This is a genomic window from Brevibacillus porteri (genome assembly GCF_003013475.1).
Taxonomy (GTDB): domain Bacteria; phylum Bacillota; class Bacilli; order Brevibacillales; family Brevibacillaceae; genus Brevibacillus; species Brevibacillus porteri.
On sequence record NZ_PXZO01000048.1, the window covers coordinates 61,640 to 77,681 of the forward strand.

A 16,042-nucleotide genomic window follows, 5' to 3' on the forward strand; every position below is an offset into this window, starting at 1 on the left:
TTTCAACCGACTATTCTTTCACCCGCGCTGGCGGTTGCACTCTCGTAGATAAGCCGTGATTGTGTGAAGCAGCATACTTGGTCACAGTCATCTCGTACAATCCTTCAGGGAAAGCGGAGAAATAGCGTACGTCCGATGTTCCTTGTTTGGTCAGCTCTTTGTAACCATCCAACGTCAGCCCAGGGGAAGTATTTTTCACCTGATTCACCCATTGATCAAAGTCTTCTTGGGAAGTCGCATTCGCTGTAAAGAACATCCTCGCAAATTCTTTTCCGGTAAAGTTCGCACCAGATCCCATGTACTCACCCTGCTCATCTGCTTGCAGGTAGAGAGTCATAGACATGCCGGACATGGCATAAATCTGACCGCCAAGCTGTGGAATCCAGAATGAATTCATCGGGGCGTCAGATGTCACTTCAAAGCGTACTGGCGTATCCTCTGGGAATTGTACGTAGTTCACAGTGGCAATGCCTTGTTCAGGATATTGGAACAGCCACTTCCAATCCAAATTCGTCACTTGAATCGTGATCGGTTTCTTCTCGGATTCCAACGGTTTAGATGGCTCCAAAGAATACGTGTACTGAACTGTCACGATCCCAATTAACGTAATAATGATGATGGGAATGCCCCACCAAATGATTTCCAGTTTCGTACTGTGTTCCCAATTAGGCGTGTACTTCGCCTTTCTTCCTTCTCTGTCACGGTATCGCCATACAATGACAAAAGTAAGAATTAGTACAGGAACAATCACAATTAACGTTAAAAGCGTGGATAAAATCACTAAGTCCTTTTGCTGTTCACCAATGGGTCCTTTCGGATCGAGCACGATATAGTTATCAGCGCAACCGGTCGTCAAGAACAGCAGGATGAACATGAACAAAAATGACATACAGCGTACTGTCTTGGACGTCTTCATGTCCTTGTCCTCATCTCCTATCACCATGCACGGGGTACTATTGAAACAAGTCTTACTCTAAAGCCGGACCAATGGAGTGTCACCAGCCAATGACAAAGTGGATTAACCAGCCATGTTCAAGAATCCGCTTCATTTTGGACACTTTTTGGACATAAAAAGAAAGAGGCCACCCCAAGGCGGCCTTTCCTCCTATTGTTTGGTTATTCCTTGATAACACGTATGGTTTGTAGCGTGGGGTCTTCAAAGCCTTGTACAGGTAAACCTGCCTCGATGTTTTTCTTCGTATAGATGAGGTTCTCTTCCGAAATGATCTCACCCGGGATAAAAATCGGAATACCTGGTGGATATACCATGACAAACTCCGCGATGATTCTTCCCACGGATTGTTCGACGGGAATCATCTCCGTCGGTGCGTAAAATGCATCTCGCGGGGTGACAGCCAGTACCGGCATTTTGGGAAGCTGCATTTTCGGGCGGATTTTTCTGTTTCCTTGATCCCCGGCCCCAGCAGCCAGCTCCTCCAAGGCATAGACAAGGATTTGCAAATCTTCTTTCGTATCACTTGGTGTGATAATACAAACGATGTTGTATAGGTCAGATAGCTCTACTTCAATGTTATAGCGATCACGAAGCCATTTTTCAGCTTCATACCCCGTAATGCCGAGGTCTTTTACCGAGATGACCAGCTTGGTCGGATCATGAGCAAACGCTCCATTTGTCCCGATAATTTCTCTTCCGATGCAGTACAAATAATTAATTTTATTGATTTGTGCTCGTGCTTCGTTTGCCAGCTGAATCGTTTGATCCAATAGCGCTTTCCCGGATGTCACCAACCGCTTTCTCGCCACATCGAGCGAAGCGAGCAGTAAATAGGAAGTGGATGTCGTAGTGAGCATGCTATAGATAGCTTGTACACGCTGAATCGAAACAAGATTTCCCTGAATGTTCAACAACGAACTCTGCGTCAGAGAGCCTCCTAATTTATGCATACTGCTTGCTGCCATATCTGCACCAGCTTGCATCGCTGAGAGTGGAAGCTTGGGATGGAAGTGAACATGTGAGCCATGTGCTTCATCTACGAGTACGGGCACTCCTCTGGCATGCGCAATTTGAACGATACTCTTCAAGTCACCAGCAATTCCGAAATAGGTTGGATTGATGACTAGAACTGCCTTTGCATCAGGATGCTGTTCCAATGCTTTTTCCACAGCTTGCGGTGTGATTCCATGCGAGATCCCGAAGACAGGGTCTATTTCTGGATGTAAAAAGATAGGAGTCGCACCGGATAAAACAATTCCGCTCATGATTGATTTGTGTACATTCCGTGGCACGATGATCTTATCACCGGGATTACATACCGCCATAATCATGGTCATAATGACTCCGCTCGTGCCTTGAACAGAAAATATGGTGTGATCAGCGCCAAAGGCTTCAGCAGCCAATTCCTGCGCTTGCTTGATAATTCCTTTTGGTTGATGCAAATCGTCTAATGGTTCAATGTTAATCAAATCGATGGAAAGTGCATTTTTTCCCATGAACCATCGAAATTCAGGATCCATCCCTTTCCCTTTCTTATGACCTGGTATATGGAATTGGATTGGATTCTTCTGGGCATGCTTTCTCAGCCCGTTAAAGAGCGGCGTTTGCCCTTGAATCAACATTTTTCCCACCTCACTATCCTTCCGTGTTGTTTGAATGAGTGATGTTTCTGGGCTGATTATAAAATAAGCGGCTCCTTCCTTCATGATCCAATCTTGACTTTTATGAACCATCCAATTTGTGTCCATCCTCGTAATTGGTCTGTTTCATCTTTCACGAATTGGCTGGTTACACTGTTGGATATTTCACTTACAGTGTTGCTACCATGAAGTTTTGGAGGCCATATAGATGAAACAACTGCCCACGACACAATCGCGAAAAGCACTAGAAAAGATACAATCCTATCAACCTGGAATGCCGATTTGGGAGATTAAAAAAATGTACGGACTCTCTTCTATCATTAAATTAGCCTCAAATGAAAATCCACTCGGCCCATCCCCTAAAATCATCCGCGCCATTCTCGGTGCGCTCCCAGAGCTGCATCGTTACCCGGATGCCCATACAACGACGCTGAAAGAGCACTTGGCTGATCATCTTGAGTTAAGTCGGGAGCATTTAATCGTCACAAATGGCGGTGACGAACTGATCAAGCTCATGTCCGAAACCTATTTGGAGCACGAGGACGAAATCGTCGTGCCTTCGCCGACCTTTAGTGAATATGAATTCGGCGCACATCTCATGGGCGCTGTCATCAAAACGGTTCCACTTGAGGCCGATTATGCCTTCAATGTTTCCGCTATTTTGGCAGCCATTACGGCTCGAACAAAGCTAATCTACCTTTGTTCCCCTAACAACCCGACAGGCACCTATTTGTCTCGTCAGGACTTGACGGCATTGCTAGACCAATTGCCAGATGGGGTGCTTGTGGTACTCGACGCTGCTTACAGTCACTATGCGACGACTGACGATTACACATCGGGTATTGAATTTGTCCGCCAAGGATATCCTGTTCTCGTCTTGCAAACCTTCTCGAAAATTTACGCGCTTGCCGGTATTCGCGTCGGATTTGGTGTCGCTCACCCATCCGTGATCCAAAAAATCCTGAAAGTAAAAGAGCCGTTTAACGTCAATTCTTTGGCACAAACAGCCGCAATTACCGCCCTTGGGGACGTGGAGCATTTTGAAAAATCCCTTACGGAAAACACCAAAGGCCGCAAGCAGCTGTATGATGCATTCGATGAAATGAATATCCCCTATACCGTGAGTATGTCTAATTTTATCTTGGTAAAATGGGGGCCAAATGCGGGTAGGATTTATCAAGAGCTGCTGGAAAGAGGAATCATTTTGCGTTACGGAGACACTTGGGGGTTACCGGAGCATATTCGAATCAGTGTAGGTACGCTGGAAGAAAATCAAATTCTCATACAAAACCTCCGTGAGCTATTGCTTACCGTAGGAAAATAAACAAAAAACACCGGATAGAAAATGTCCGGTGTTTTTGCTTTTGCAAAGTGTTTATGAAGCTGGATTATTCTTGTGTTTACCCGTCACCAATACTATACTGAATGAAAATTCCCCAGTCATTTCCATCCGAAGGGATGACTGAAATTTCATAACTTCACGAAAGCTTTCTTCCATAGAAAGGTGGATCAGATGTCACTCAAACCTGAAGATTTACAAAGCTACATCGACTCCCCAGATAAACAGCAAAGATTATACAAACGAACGCTCTGGATTGTAGTCATCTCACAAATTTTCGGCGGTGCAGGACTTGCGGCAGGTGTCACCGTAGGTGCTCTCCTCGCTCAGGATATGCTCGGTTCGGAAAGTCTCGCGGGCATCCCTGCCGCATTGCTCACGCTTGGTTCTGCTGTCGCTGCATTGCTGGTGGGTCGACTCTCTCAACGCTTTGGACGCCGTTTCGGTCTCGCTAGCGGATTCTTAGCTGGAGGTATAGGAGCAATTGGAGTGGTTATCGCAGCCGTCGCAAACAGTATTGTCCTTCTGTTTGCTTCCTTAATTCTGTATGGGGCTGGCACCGCTACTAACTTGCAAGCCCGCTATGCAGGCACAGACTTGGCAAAGCCTAAACAGCGAGCGACTGCCGTAAGTATCGCAATGGTCTCCACTACATTCGGGGCCGTCGCAGGACCAAACCTGGTGGAAGTCATGGGACGATTCGCTACATCCATCGGTGTCCCCGCACTGGCTGGTCCTTTCATCTTAGGTGCCGCAGCCTTTATCCTCGCTGGTCTCGTATTTTGGGTATTGCTTCGCCCGGACCCGTTCATCGTTTCGAAAGCAATCGCCGAAGCACAACAGATGAATCAGAGCTCCCCGTCCTGTCTGAATGAGAATCAGCTTGCAAGCAACAACCGGGGAATCATCGTGGGAGCCACCGTCATGATTTTGACGCAGATCGTCATGGTCGCCATTATGACGATGACACCTGTACATATGAAGCACCACGGACATGGTCTCTCTGAAGTAGGGATCGTCATCGGTTTTCATATCGGTGCGATGTACCTCCCCTCGCTCTTGACGGGGGTACTCGTTGACAAGATCGGTCGCTCCACAATGGCTTATGCTTCCGGTGTCATACTGCTTACAGCCAGCATGACTGCTGCTTTTGCGCCAGCCGATTCGATGCCACTACTCATCACGGCTCTTGTGCTGCTCGGACTGGGCTGGAATTTTGGATTAATTAGTGGCACAGCACTCATTGTGGATGCAACGCAGCCCGCCACTCGTGCGAAAACGCAGGGAACGGTCGATGTCTTGATTGCCTTGGCTGGTGCATCCGGTGGAGCCCTGTCTGGTATGGTCGTCGCCAATGCCAGCTACGCAACACTTTCACTTGCCGGAGGCGCTATATCACTGTTACTGGTTCCTGTCCTGGTATGGTCACACAGAAAAAGCAAACACAGTGTAGAGATCTCCCAAAACTAAAGCCACCTCCATCAGGTGGCTTTTCCTCTATCCCAAGTACCCCTAAACAAAAAATAACACTGCTCACAGGCAGTGTTATTTTCCTCCAACCACTTTATTATCATGTCGCTCATTCGGACTATGTTCATCTACAATCTGTTTTAAGCTAGCGAAGCCAGGAGTAAATTTGCTGTTGGGAATCTTCTTCTTGGAAGAGAGATTTTTCGAGTAAACAGCAGTTTCGTTGCCTCTTTTCGCGAAGAACTCAGCTAATTTCATCGTATCCCACTCCTAACTAGCTCTCTTTAAGGTTTTGACCTTATTCACAAACTTGGTAACAAATCCTAATAATAACATATACGTAGTCAACCGCTCGAACTCCTGCATATTTTCGGGAGTAAATGTGTCATTCTTGTAAACAGCGACCGCGAATCCGAGCCTGAACTTTCCAAAGTTTTTTACAATTGCAAATTGTTCAATGTCCGTGTTTTGAATACGTCCCTTTACTTGTTTATCGGCAATTCGGCAATCCTCTTGAAGCATCGAAGACAGTAATAGAGTACGTACTGTGTCAAAATCTTTCAACTCGGTTAAGTAAAACACTTCAAACTGCTTGTCATTATTCGTAGGTACGATCCAATAACAGCATAGCTCGTCCGGTTTCAATCCATAAATCGTCTTTACTTCCATTTCAAATGCCTTCATGAACGTGATCGCATTCGCATTAATAATAGCTGTTGATTGACCACTGCCATCCAAACTGTAAATCGCATTGGCCAATTCTTTCTCACAATATTTCACTTCCATCTGGAACTCGATCTCGTTCCCTCTAAGCTTATCGCAGATGAACAAAACGATGAATACCATTCCTGCCAAAATGGCGGAATACAAGATAGACAGGCCTAGAACAGAGCCTAATGAAGCTAGCTTGTTTTCCTCATGTGGCGGTGCTAGGATAAACAGCCATTCGATCGGTTGAAACATCCACTTATGTATGACTGCTATCAAATCTGGCAGCAAACCTTTTAACAATTCAAATACGAGCCATGAGACCAGAACGAACAAGATGCCAAGAACAGAAAAAACAATTTTTACATTGCTCTGCATGAGATTCTTTAGCACCTCTAACCTCTCCTTCTGGTAAAGTTTTACATTATTTTAACATTTTATTTAGATTCTACAAATAGGAAAAAACTACCTACATTTAGGTAGTTTTTTAGGCGTTTCTATTGTAATCGTACTTACTTTTTGATTACCTATGTACTGTATCGTCTGCTGTACAATCTTGCTGTTCTCTTCAATTCTCTTCAGTGGTTTAAATGAACTCAACAATTGCACGTTCCCCCTATCGGTATACTGGGTGTAATTCGTAACGTAATGCTCCCTTATTGGTCTGCCCATTTTTCACCGCTATCAAACACGAAATGCTCATCATGACCTTCCAACCATCTTGCTAATACCCCATACCTTATGCCGTTCTGATTTTGTTTAGACCCTCTTCTGGGTGCTGCTTTTCCACTGTTAGTGACGGTTTTGTTACAGACAATGTTGCTCCCATTGGCACAATTGACTTCCTCAATCCTTGCCATAATAAAGGATAATCCGAACGAAAAGGAGTTAGTCAGAATGAATTCAGTGATAGCGAAGAATGAAACCATTCTTTCCTATATCATTGCCATAGCGCTTATCTTGCTCATGGTAGCCGCTTCCGTCATACTCGATGATCCCGAAGTGATTCTACCAGAAATTGCAGCGATGGCGATTGGCATATGGGTATACCAAGAACCAGGGTGGATCAGACAGCCCTCTAGAATTTTTGTGGCTCCGTCGATTACGGCTGCAATCGGATTTGCGATAAATCAAGTAGACTTGCCATACCTTGGAAAAGTCAGTATCACACTCGTACTCATGATCTTCCCACTGGCTTATTACCTCTGGTCACGAATGCCGTTGAATGGTCTTTTATGATCTCCGCCATCATTTTTTCCTTTCTCATCATGCTCGGCGTTCTCGCCTTCAAATGGAATGACGGGCTGGAGAAGAAAGTGAAGATACCGTATCAGTATATGCTCGTGTTCTTGATTTTGATATTCGTGTGGATCGGTTTATGTTGGATAGCTGGTTACCCACAACTGGCCGTTATTCCGCCCATTCTCGTCGTTGTCTATGAATCGCTTCACAAGCCGATGTTCAATGGCAAGATGGCCTTTAAGCTGGGCCTGGTGTTAACCATATCGGCTACAGTTGGAACGCTGCTATCCTTCGCGATTGATTCGTGGGTGTTAGTCACTTTGCTTGATATGATTTTGATGCTTATTTTGTTACGTATCCTAGGTATGCGTGTCCCGGCAGCATACGCTTTTCCACTGCTTCCTTTTGTCTTCCCTGATGAAATTGTAGTCATGCTGCCCGTCAGTGCGCTCGTTGCTTCCATATTCTTGTTTGGCTCCGTGCTTTTGTACAAGAACTGGGAGAGAAAAAGAAGTCAGCTTCATGCCCCGAGGAATTAGCCCATAACAATAGAGCCACCCGTCTTGGGGTGGCTCTTATCCTTACTTCGCCTTTGGGGTTACCTTTTCCACTTTGTTTTCGCCCATCTTCACTTTGAATAGTTCTTTTTTATCACGATCGGAAGCTTGATAGTCGTAAAAAAAGATGAAATCTCCCCCGATGTTTATTGCTTGACTGGAAATGCTACCTAATGGATACAGCGGGGTTGTCTTGCCGTCCGTCATATTCATTCTGCCTACCGTATGTGCGTCCTTTATTTCTGAGATGTAGTATAGATGCTTCCCAGCGACAATGATCGGATTTTCTGCTGGAGGCAACCCTTTCTTGACGAGAGCGGTTTTCCCATCCTTTAGTCCGATTTTATAAACATCGACGACGCCTTTATCGTTTACCCATTTTGTGTAGTAAATGAAATCATCAGACAGACCGATAAGGGTCAGCTCTTTGTCTTTGCTTACTACCTTTTTCTGCGTTCCATTCCGCTTCATTTTGTATAGTTGACCACTCTTATTGGTGTAAAAAATCTAATCCTGATAGAAATAAACTTCCTCAAACTCATCAAGCAGCTTCTTTTGATTTTTGCCGTTCATGTCCATCCTGTACAAACGACCGGAATCATCCGCGTAATAAATGATATCTCCCACTACATACAATTTCTGTACGTTATTGGGGTCCCCTTCCGTAAGACTACTGCTCTTGATAACTGTTTTCGAACTGCCATCTGTCTTAATTTTCATGAGCTCCATCACATCTTCATACGTACCATTGATATCGTAAGCGGGCATCTCAATCTGATAGATTTCTTTAAAAGGCTTATTGCGCGTATAGTAAATCCAGTCACCTACCACATTCAGATTATCGGCCCAATCACTGCTCAACTTTTGAAGGGAGCTTCCATCCTTTTTGATTTTGTATAAGCCATCGTTGTTATAAAAAATCCACTCTCCTTGAACGGCGACAAAGCTTCGGTGTGAATTGATATTGACAGGATCGCTGCCAAAAACGTTTATCACTGATTTTTTGGTTGGCGCAGTCGCCATTGTTTGTTGAGTGCCAAAACCAAAGACCACAATCAGACACACTGCCATCGCAATGGTGATTATCCATTTTCCTTTATGTTGCACCATGCATGCCTCCCGTTCATAGCCTAATATAACCACAGCGGAGATATCCCCCATTCCGATAAAATCCGACAACACTGATTTATATATACCAAAGCAAACCCACTTTTTCTAGATATATATGTAATTTTTGGAAAATTATATATCAAACATATATGAACACTGGGACGAGTTTTATTTATGATTTCCAGGAGGGAGAACTGTGTCACAAGCAAATTTGCCGAATATTACTCCAACCATAACACTCACACGTGATGACGCGATTAATATGCTATTGTCCTCTATTGCTATAGAAGAGCTGGCGTTAGGACATGTCATTAACGCGGAAGGGGAAAAGCTTCCATCTATTCTTCGTACGATTCCAGGGGTTACTGGTCTAGCAGGTGGACCTACTGGGGAAACCGGGGCCACTGGGACTACCGGAGCTACTGGGACAATTGGAGCCACTGGCGCAACCGGGGCCACTGGGACAGCCGGAGCCACTGGCGCTACAGGGGATACTGGGATAGCCGGAGCCACTGGCGCAACCGGGGATACTGGGACAGCCGGGGCCACTGGCGCAACCGGGGCTACTGGGATAGCCGGAGCCACTGGCGCTACAGGACCACAACTGACCAATAGTGCGCATGTCTATAATTTGACTACGATTATAACAACCTTTGCTAATCAGCCTGTCGCCCTCAGTAACAACGGCGTCATAACGGGAACAGATATTACCCATGTTGCGGGCTCACCTGATATCGTACTGGCAGGTGGCCATACTTACTTTGTCACTCATTCAGTCAATATGACGAATAACACACCTCCTGCCATCTTTCTCACACTGAATGGAGCTCCGGTTCCAGGCTCTGGATATACGACTATTGCGAAAACACCCCTAGCCTCCACCTATTCCGCTATCATAACGGCTCCTGCTGGGGCACCCAGTGTCCTTAACCTCGTGGCGGCAATCATCGGAACGGTCTTTTTTGCAGAACCATTCCCTCCCCAAACAGCCAATGTCAGTATTACCGTTATCGAGTTGTTTTGAGAAGAGAAGAAGCCACCCATCTCGGGTGGCTCTTTCTCTCTCTATGCTAAAGGAAAATGACACGCGACCTGCCGATCCTGCCCAACCTCTATGAGCTCGGGAATCTCCTTGCTGCATCTCTCCTGCGCCATTGGACAACGAGGATGAAAACGACAACCTGACGGCGGATTGGCCGGAGATGGTACATCCCCTTGCAGGACGATCCGCTCTTGTCGCCGATGCGGAGTAGGCTTCGGAATCGCCGACAACAATGCCGCCGTATACGGATGCAGTGGCTGTGCAAACAAGTCATCCGTTCGTGCAATCTCCACCATTTTCCCCAAGTACATCACGCCTACCCGATCAGAAATATGGCGTACCACATTCAGACCGTGCGCGATAAATAGATAGGTCAGCCCCATCTCTTTTTGTAATTTCATCATCAGGTTCAAAACCTGTGACTGTACGGACACATCCAGTGCAGAAACAGCTTCATCCGCCACAATAAACCGTGGAGAGAGGGCAATCGACCTCGCAATGCCGATCCGTTGCCGCTGTCCGCCGGAAAACTCATGCGGATACCGATTTCTCCTCGAAGGATCGAGTCCCACCAGACTCATCAGCTCGACTACCCGCTCATCCATTTCCTTTGCAGATGCACGCAGATGAACCCGTAACGGCTCTCCAATAATATCACTTACCAAGAATCGCGGATTCAACGAACCAAATGGGTCTTGAAATATAATCTGCATATCCCGTCTCAGCTTCAAATTCTCTTGTCTGTTCACCTCATGGATATTGGTTCCGTCAAACAGCACTTCTCCGCTCGTAGCCCCTTGCAAATTCAGCACAACACGCCCCAATGTCGACTTCCCGCAGCCTGATTCTCCTACGAGACCGAATGTCTCCCCTGGCCGAATTCCGAAAGATACATCATCTACGGCTTTTACATGACCGATGACACGGCTCAACAGGCCAGCCTTAATCGGAAAATACTTTTTGATTTGTTTTGCTTCGATCAAATATTCCCGGTTCATTGGCGGTTCACCTCTGCTTTGCTTCCAGCGACTGAATTGGCACGCTGATTTATTCTGAAGTGATTGCTGACATCTTCATTCAACCAGCAAGCCACTTGTTGTCCCGTAACAACCTCGCGCAAGATGGGTTCCTCTTTTCGGCATTTGTCGATCGCATGCGGACAACGCGGGTGAAAACGGCAGCCCGTCGGCAATTGGGTAATGCTCGGGATGGTACCTTGGATGGTGTACAATTCTCCGCCGCGCTCCCCTTCAAATCCGGGAATGGACTGTAGCAAGCCGATCGTGTAAGGATGCCGGGGCTCGTCAAATATGCGTTCGACCGTTCCTTCCTCCACAATCGTTCCTGCATACATCACCGCGATACGATCCGCCATCTCTGCTGCTACCCCCATGTCATGGGTAATCAGTAATATTGACATGCCCAATTCCTTTTGCAGCCGTCTGAGCAAATCCAAAATTTGCGCCTGAACCGTTACATCAAGAGCAGTAGTTGGCTCGTCTGCTATCAGCATTTCCGGTTTGCAGGCCAAGGCCATCGCGATGACAACACGCTGGCACATCCCACCAGACATTTCGTGCGGGTACTGTTTCACTCGTACTTCCGGCGCTGGGATCCCAACCAGACGAAGCATCTCGATCGCTTTTTTGAACGCATCTATCTTGCTCATATTTTGATGCAGCATCAAGCTCTCCGCAATTTGATCGCCTACCGTAAACACCGGATTGAGAGCCGACATCGGGTCTTGGAAGATCATCGCGATTTTGTTCCCGCGAATCTGCATCATTTCATCCAAGTCCTTTGCCGCCAGATCCTGACCGTGAAACATGACGTTCCCACTCTGAATAAATCCGCCCGCATAATCAATCAGTCGCATGACCGCAAGTGACGTCACACTTTTTCCACTGCCGGATTCCCCTACCAGGCACACCGTCTGTCCTTTGCCAACGTTGATGCTCACTCGATCCGTAGCCTTGACCGTGCCGTCATCCGTAAAGAAGCAAGTGGTCAAATTTTTTATTTCGAGGATGTTGCGTTCCACTTGTTCAGCCTCCTTTTCGGGTTCTTCTTTTTCTTCCGTGGGTCGAATGCATCGCGGATGCCGTCTCCGACGAAGTTAACCGCTAGCACCACGAGCAAAATACAAAGACCAGGATAAAGTGCTTGCAAAGGATCGACCAGCATGAATTCCTGTGCCTTGCTCAGCATTAACCCCCAGCTTGTTTCAGGCGGTTGAATCCCCAAGCCTAAATAAGAAAGACCTGACTCTGACAGAATGGCCGAGCCAACCATGAGAGTCGCGTACACAATGATGGGAGCCATTGCATTGCGTACCAGGTGGCGAGTAATAATGCCCCAGTGCGAAACGCCGATCGCTCTCGCTGCTTCCACATACTGCATTTCCCGTAGCTGCAAAAACTGCCCGCGCACTAGACGTGCCACACTTGTCCAGCTCGTCAGCGACAAAATCAGGATCATGTAGATAAATTCCGCTCCGAAGAGAGCCAGAACCAGAATGTTAAAGAACAGACTCGGAATGGAGTTCATCACGTCAACGAGACGCATGAAGCAGGTATCAATCCAGCCGCCGAAATATCCAGAAATCGCTCCAATCAGTGTCCCAATGACAACCGCAGCAAAAGCAACGCTGAAGCCGACCAGCATGGACACCCGGCTGCTATGAATGAGGCGGGACAAAATATCACGACCGAGCTCGTCTGTTCCGAGCACATGCCCTTCTGTTCCAGGAGGCAGATTGGTAATCATAAAATCAACCTTTGCCGGATCATGCGGTGCAACCCAATCGGCAAACACAGCAATCCCAATAAAAAACAACAGTACGATCAGCCCACCAACAGCATATGGATTTCGCATAAACTTTTTGCCCGCTGTTGCAAAGAGCCCAGGAGGTTTTTGACCAACAGGATTCGTCGGGAGCTGTCCACCCGGTCGATTCGTTTCAACGACAGTGTCATCTTGAAGCTGTACTTGACTCATGCTGCCCTGCCTCCTTTGCGTCCAAGCTGCACTCGTGGGTCAACCAGTGCGTAGATTAAATCGGCAAGCAGGTTTCCGATAATTACCATCAGGGAAATCAGCAACGTGATCGACATCAACACAGAGTATTCACGCGCAACAGCCATTTCCACAAACAGACGCCCCATGCCTGGCCAGTTAAATACACTCTCTGTCAATGCTGCACCTGCTACCAGAGTCGGCAAATCCAATCCGATGATCGTTACAACAGGAATCAATGCGTTCCGCAGAGCATGGCGGAAAATAACGCGTCTTTCCTTCATCCCTTTGGCACGTGCCGTCCGAATATAGTCTTGCTCCAAAACCTCTAGCATACTGGCGCGCGTATATTTGACATAGGCTGCAATGTTCACCAGTGTTAACACCGTAACAGGGAGAATCAAGTGCAAAATGAGGTCGCTTACTTGTCCCTCTTTCCCCATCGTGTACATGTCAGATAGTGGGAGCAGATTCAGCTGCATCGCGAAATACTGCTGTAGCATAATCCCAAACCAGAAGGTCGGCATCGCGAATCCGAGATAGGCAACAATGGAGGCGATCTGGTCAGATAGACCGTATTGTTTTGTGCTGTTGTAGATCCCCCACGGGATGGCGATCAGCATGGAAAGCCCCCACGCTACAGACATGAGCACAAACGTATTCCAAACCGTCGGCCACAAAATATCACCAACAGGAACGTTATTTTTAAAGGTATGGCCCAAATCTCCTTGCAGCAAATTACCGACCCATTTCATGTATTGAATATAGACTGGCTGATCCAACCCCATATTCTTCATTTGGATGAGCTGTGCTTCAGGAGACATTCCCGGTGAGAGCATGACTTTTAGCGGTCCTCCGGGTGCTGCATGCATGAGTCCGAACGATACCACTGTGATCAAAAATAAAACAAGCACGGCTTGTAGTACGCGGCGTACTAAATATTCAGTCAATCAGCATCCTCCTTTCGTTTGAAAGGGGAAGGGACATAAGGCTGCCCTTCCCCCTTTTCATTTTGCTAACCGCTACCAGCCGAGCTTATTTTTTGGTATCGTCGATCCACCAGTTCAGGAAGCCAAAGGTCTCCCCATATGGAATCATGGATACTGGTTTAAACTCATCCTTATATTTGACGCGAGAAGTCATGCCTCGTGGCGTTCCGTACTGATACATGAATACGTATGGCAGGTTCGTCGAGATTTCTTTTCCGACTTCTTTATAGATCGCTGCGCGCTCCTCTTGTTTAACCGTGGATACAGCTTTTTCCCAGAGCGCATCCAGCTTCGGATTGTCGTACCAGCCAGCGTTGTTGCCTGGCGGGAATGCCTTTTTCCCGAAAGTAGAAATGCCATCCGGATCTGGGTCAGACAATTGCCATCCGAGTAACAGAACCTGGAATTTACCAGGGTTGGCATACTGATCGACAAGAGCCGAGAAGTCTAATGCTTTTGGCTTCGCTTCAATTCCGATCTCTTTCAGGTTTTGCTGAATAACGACTGCTGCCTGTTCACGACGACTGTTCCCCGAGTTGAAAATGAACTCAAAGGAGAACCGATTGCCGTCTTTGGTAAGGATTCCATCTGACCCGGCTACCCATCCGTCTTCTTTCAGCAATTGTTTTGCTTTCTCTGCACTATATTCGTAATGGACTGCTGCATCGCCCGGGTCTGCCCATGTACCTGGCAGGAACGGTGCATCCATAATTTTTCCGGTTCCTTTCAAGATATTATCGATAATACCTTGACGATTGATAGCGTGAGCAATGGCCTGACGCGTTTTTTGACCTTCAAACAACCCGTAGTTGTTCGGGAAGTTCTTCTTGTCGAAGTTGAAGGCAAAGTATTCATAGCTAGGACCTGGCTCCGTCGAGATGTTGATCGTTCCTTTCGCCTTCACCGCTTCGAGCTGCGTGACAGGAATGGAGTCTACCAAGTCAACGTCACCTTTCATCAGAGCCTGTACTTGTGTGTTTTGATCCGCATAGATTTTGTATACAACCTTTTGGATATGCGGCTTCTTTTCCCCCCAATAATCTGGGTTAGCATCTAGCACATGGAATTCCTTTTGTTTCCACTCTGACCATTTGTACGGTCCGGAAGTTGGTGTCTTGGCTGGATCTTTTCCGTAAGAATGTGCTTGCAATTCTTTAAACGGTACGTCTTTCAACACGTGGGCTGGTGCCAACTTTTGCATTAATCCAAAAGCAAACGGAGCATACAATTGAGTCAATTTGATTTCTACGGTGTAATCATCCAGTTTTTTCATCTCTTTAACTTTGTCGTATTTCGTAATTTCTGGTGATCCAGTCTCAGGAGTTTTGATAGCATTAATGGTAAAAATCAAGTCGTCAGCCGTGATTGGCGTTCCATCCGACCATTTCGCATGATTCTTCATCTTGATTGTATAGGTGAGGCCATCTTCGCTTACTTTCGGCAACTCAGCTGCAAGGGACCAAGGGTAAACCGCTAAATCAAAAGCTGGGTTTCGATTGTACAAATACGCCTGGGTGTACTCCATAACGTCGCCAGATGCCGTGTCATTTCCGAAAATCGGATTGATCGTGACGATGTCAGACGTCGTAGAATGCGTGAACGTTCCACCGTCTATTGGCTTCTCATCATCCGTACTGGTCGCCTGAGGAGCCACCTGCTCCACCGGTTTTTTTGTTGGTGCTGGTGTTGCAGTTCCTGGCGAAGCATTGTTCCCGCTTGAGCAACCAACCAACAGCACGCCGGTTAACGAAAGCAACACCAACGGCTTCAACCAACCTTTCCCTTTTTTCAAATCATTTCCCCCTCTTTCACATGTATTTCAAGCCTTTTCCATAATGGGCAATTCATCCCAAGGCCTGTCTTTCTAATATTAAATAATTTTCTGTTATTTGAAAATATTTTCCCTTTAAAATATTTAAAAAAATCAGATGATTTTATATTCTTTTATAAACCTTCAATCGAGTAGGAGGGAGTG

14 protein-coding genes and 1 pseudogene are annotated in these 16,042 nt (G+C 46.6%); 4 read left to right on the forward strand and 11 right to left on the reverse strand.

Annotated features, from left to right (window positions below; translation table 11 throughout):
* Positions 1-10: 10 nt before the first annotated feature.
* Both cyoA and C7R92_RS23225 read right to left on the reverse strand, forming a co-directional pair.
* Positions 11-916, reverse strand: coding sequence for a ubiquinol oxidase subunit II (cyoA, locus tag C7R92_RS23220; protein WP_106835802.1), 906 nt, complete (start codon positions 914-916; stop codon positions 11-13).
* A 200-nt stretch (positions 917-1,116) separates the two neighbouring features.
* Complete coding sequence (locus C7R92_RS23225; RefSeq protein ID WP_106835809.1) at positions 1,117-2,574, reverse strand: aminotransferase class I/II-fold pyridoxal phosphate-dependent enzyme; 1,458 nt, start codon at positions 2,572-2,574, stop codon at positions 1,117-1,119.
* Positions 2,575-2,803: 229 nt separating this feature from the next.
* On the opposite strand from C7R92_RS23225, the gene hisC reads away from it, so the two are divergent.
* Together hisC and C7R92_RS23235 are read left to right on the forward strand one after the other, a co-directional pair.
* Positions 2,804-3,919 carry a histidinol-phosphate transaminase gene (gene hisC, locus C7R92_RS23230; protein WP_106835803.1) on the forward strand — a complete coding sequence of 372 codons (1,116 nt, stop codon included), beginning with the start codon at positions 2,804-2,806 and terminating at the stop codon, positions 3,917-3,919.
* A 189-nt stretch (positions 3,920-4,108) separates the two neighbouring features.
* Positions 4,109-5,404, forward strand: a complete 1,296-nt coding sequence (locus C7R92_RS23235; RefSeq protein ID WP_069851642.1) for an MFS transporter — start codon at positions 4,109-4,111, stop codon at positions 5,402-5,404.
* 75 nt (positions 5,405-5,479) lie between these two features.
* Here the strand turns inward: C7R92_RS23235 and C7R92_RS23240 are convergent, their stop codons facing one another.
* Together C7R92_RS23240 and C7R92_RS23245 are read right to left on the reverse strand one after the other, a co-directional pair.
* Positions 5,480-5,662: a hypothetical protein gene (locus C7R92_RS23240; RefSeq protein WP_007723975.1), complete on the reverse strand. Its 183-nt coding sequence runs from the start codon at positions 5,660-5,662 to the stop codon at positions 5,480-5,482.
* Between the two features lie 12 nt (positions 5,663-5,674).
* The gene (locus tag C7R92_RS23245) at positions 5,675-6,505 is read right to left on the reverse strand and encodes a hypothetical protein (RefSeq protein ID WP_017251723.1); all 831 of its coding nucleotides are present in this window, start codon (positions 6,503-6,505) and stop codon (positions 5,675-5,677) included.
* A gap of 504 nt (positions 6,506-7,009) precedes the next feature.
* Here C7R92_RS23245 and C7R92_RS23250 point away from each other — a divergent pair.
* Positions 7,010-7,893, forward strand: a pseudogene (locus C7R92_RS23250) (hypothetical protein).
* Positions 7,894-7,935: 42 nt separating this feature from the next.
* Here the strand turns inward: C7R92_RS23250 and C7R92_RS32955 are convergent.
* Both C7R92_RS32955 and C7R92_RS32960 read right to left on the reverse strand, forming a co-directional pair.
* Positions 7,936-8,382 carry a DUF5050 domain-containing protein gene (locus C7R92_RS32955; RefSeq protein WP_244195803.1) on the reverse strand — a complete coding sequence of 149 codons (447 nt, stop codon included), beginning with the start codon at positions 8,380-8,382 and terminating at the stop codon, positions 7,936-7,938.
* Between the two features lie 36 nt (positions 8,383-8,418).
* Positions 8,419-9,021: a DUF5050 domain-containing protein gene (locus C7R92_RS32960; RefSeq protein WP_244195804.1), complete on the reverse strand. Its 603-nt coding sequence runs from the start codon at positions 9,019-9,021 to the stop codon at positions 8,419-8,421.
* Positions 9,022-9,217: 196 nt separating this feature from the next.
* Here C7R92_RS32960 and C7R92_RS23260 point away from each other — a divergent pair, with 196 nt between their 5' ends.
* Complete coding sequence (locus C7R92_RS23260; RefSeq protein ID WP_244195805.1) at positions 9,218-10,045, forward strand: alpha-helical endospore appendage domain-containing protein; 828 nt, start codon at positions 9,218-9,220, stop codon at positions 10,043-10,045.
* 41 nt (positions 10,046-10,086) lie between these two features.
* On the opposite strand, the gene C7R92_RS23265 is transcribed toward C7R92_RS23260, so the two are convergent.
* From C7R92_RS23265 to C7R92_RS23285, 5 genes are all read right to left on the reverse strand, one after another.
* A complete protein-coding gene (locus C7R92_RS23265) occupies positions 10,087-11,061 on the reverse strand; it encodes an ABC transporter ATP-binding protein (RefSeq protein ID WP_069851634.1) in 975 nt (324 codons plus the stop codon).
* The gene (locus C7R92_RS23270) at positions 11,058-12,104 is read right to left on the reverse strand and encodes an ABC transporter ATP-binding protein (RefSeq protein ID WP_106835804.1); all 1,047 of its coding nucleotides are present in this window, start codon (positions 12,102-12,104) and stop codon (positions 11,058-11,060) included. The genes C7R92_RS23265 and C7R92_RS23270 overlap by 4 nt, the downstream gene beginning before the upstream one ends.
* Complete coding sequence (locus tag C7R92_RS23275) at positions 12,080-13,060, reverse strand: ABC transporter permease (RefSeq protein WP_069851629.1); 981 nt, start codon at positions 13,058-13,060, stop codon at positions 12,080-12,082. The genes C7R92_RS23270 and C7R92_RS23275 overlap by 25 nt, the downstream gene beginning before the upstream one ends.
* The gene (locus C7R92_RS23280; protein ID WP_016741862.1) at positions 13,057-14,028 is read right to left on the reverse strand and encodes an ABC transporter permease; all 972 of its coding nucleotides are present in this window, start codon (positions 14,026-14,028) and stop codon (positions 13,057-13,059) included. Before C7R92_RS23280 ends, C7R92_RS23275 begins: the two co-directional genes overlap by 4 nt.
* Before the next feature lie 85 nt (positions 14,029-14,113).
* Positions 14,114-15,859, reverse strand: a complete 1,746-nt coding sequence (locus C7R92_RS23285; RefSeq protein ID WP_106835805.1) for a peptide-binding protein — start codon at positions 15,857-15,859, stop codon at positions 14,114-14,116.
* Between the last annotated feature and the right edge of the window lie 183 nt (positions 15,860-16,042).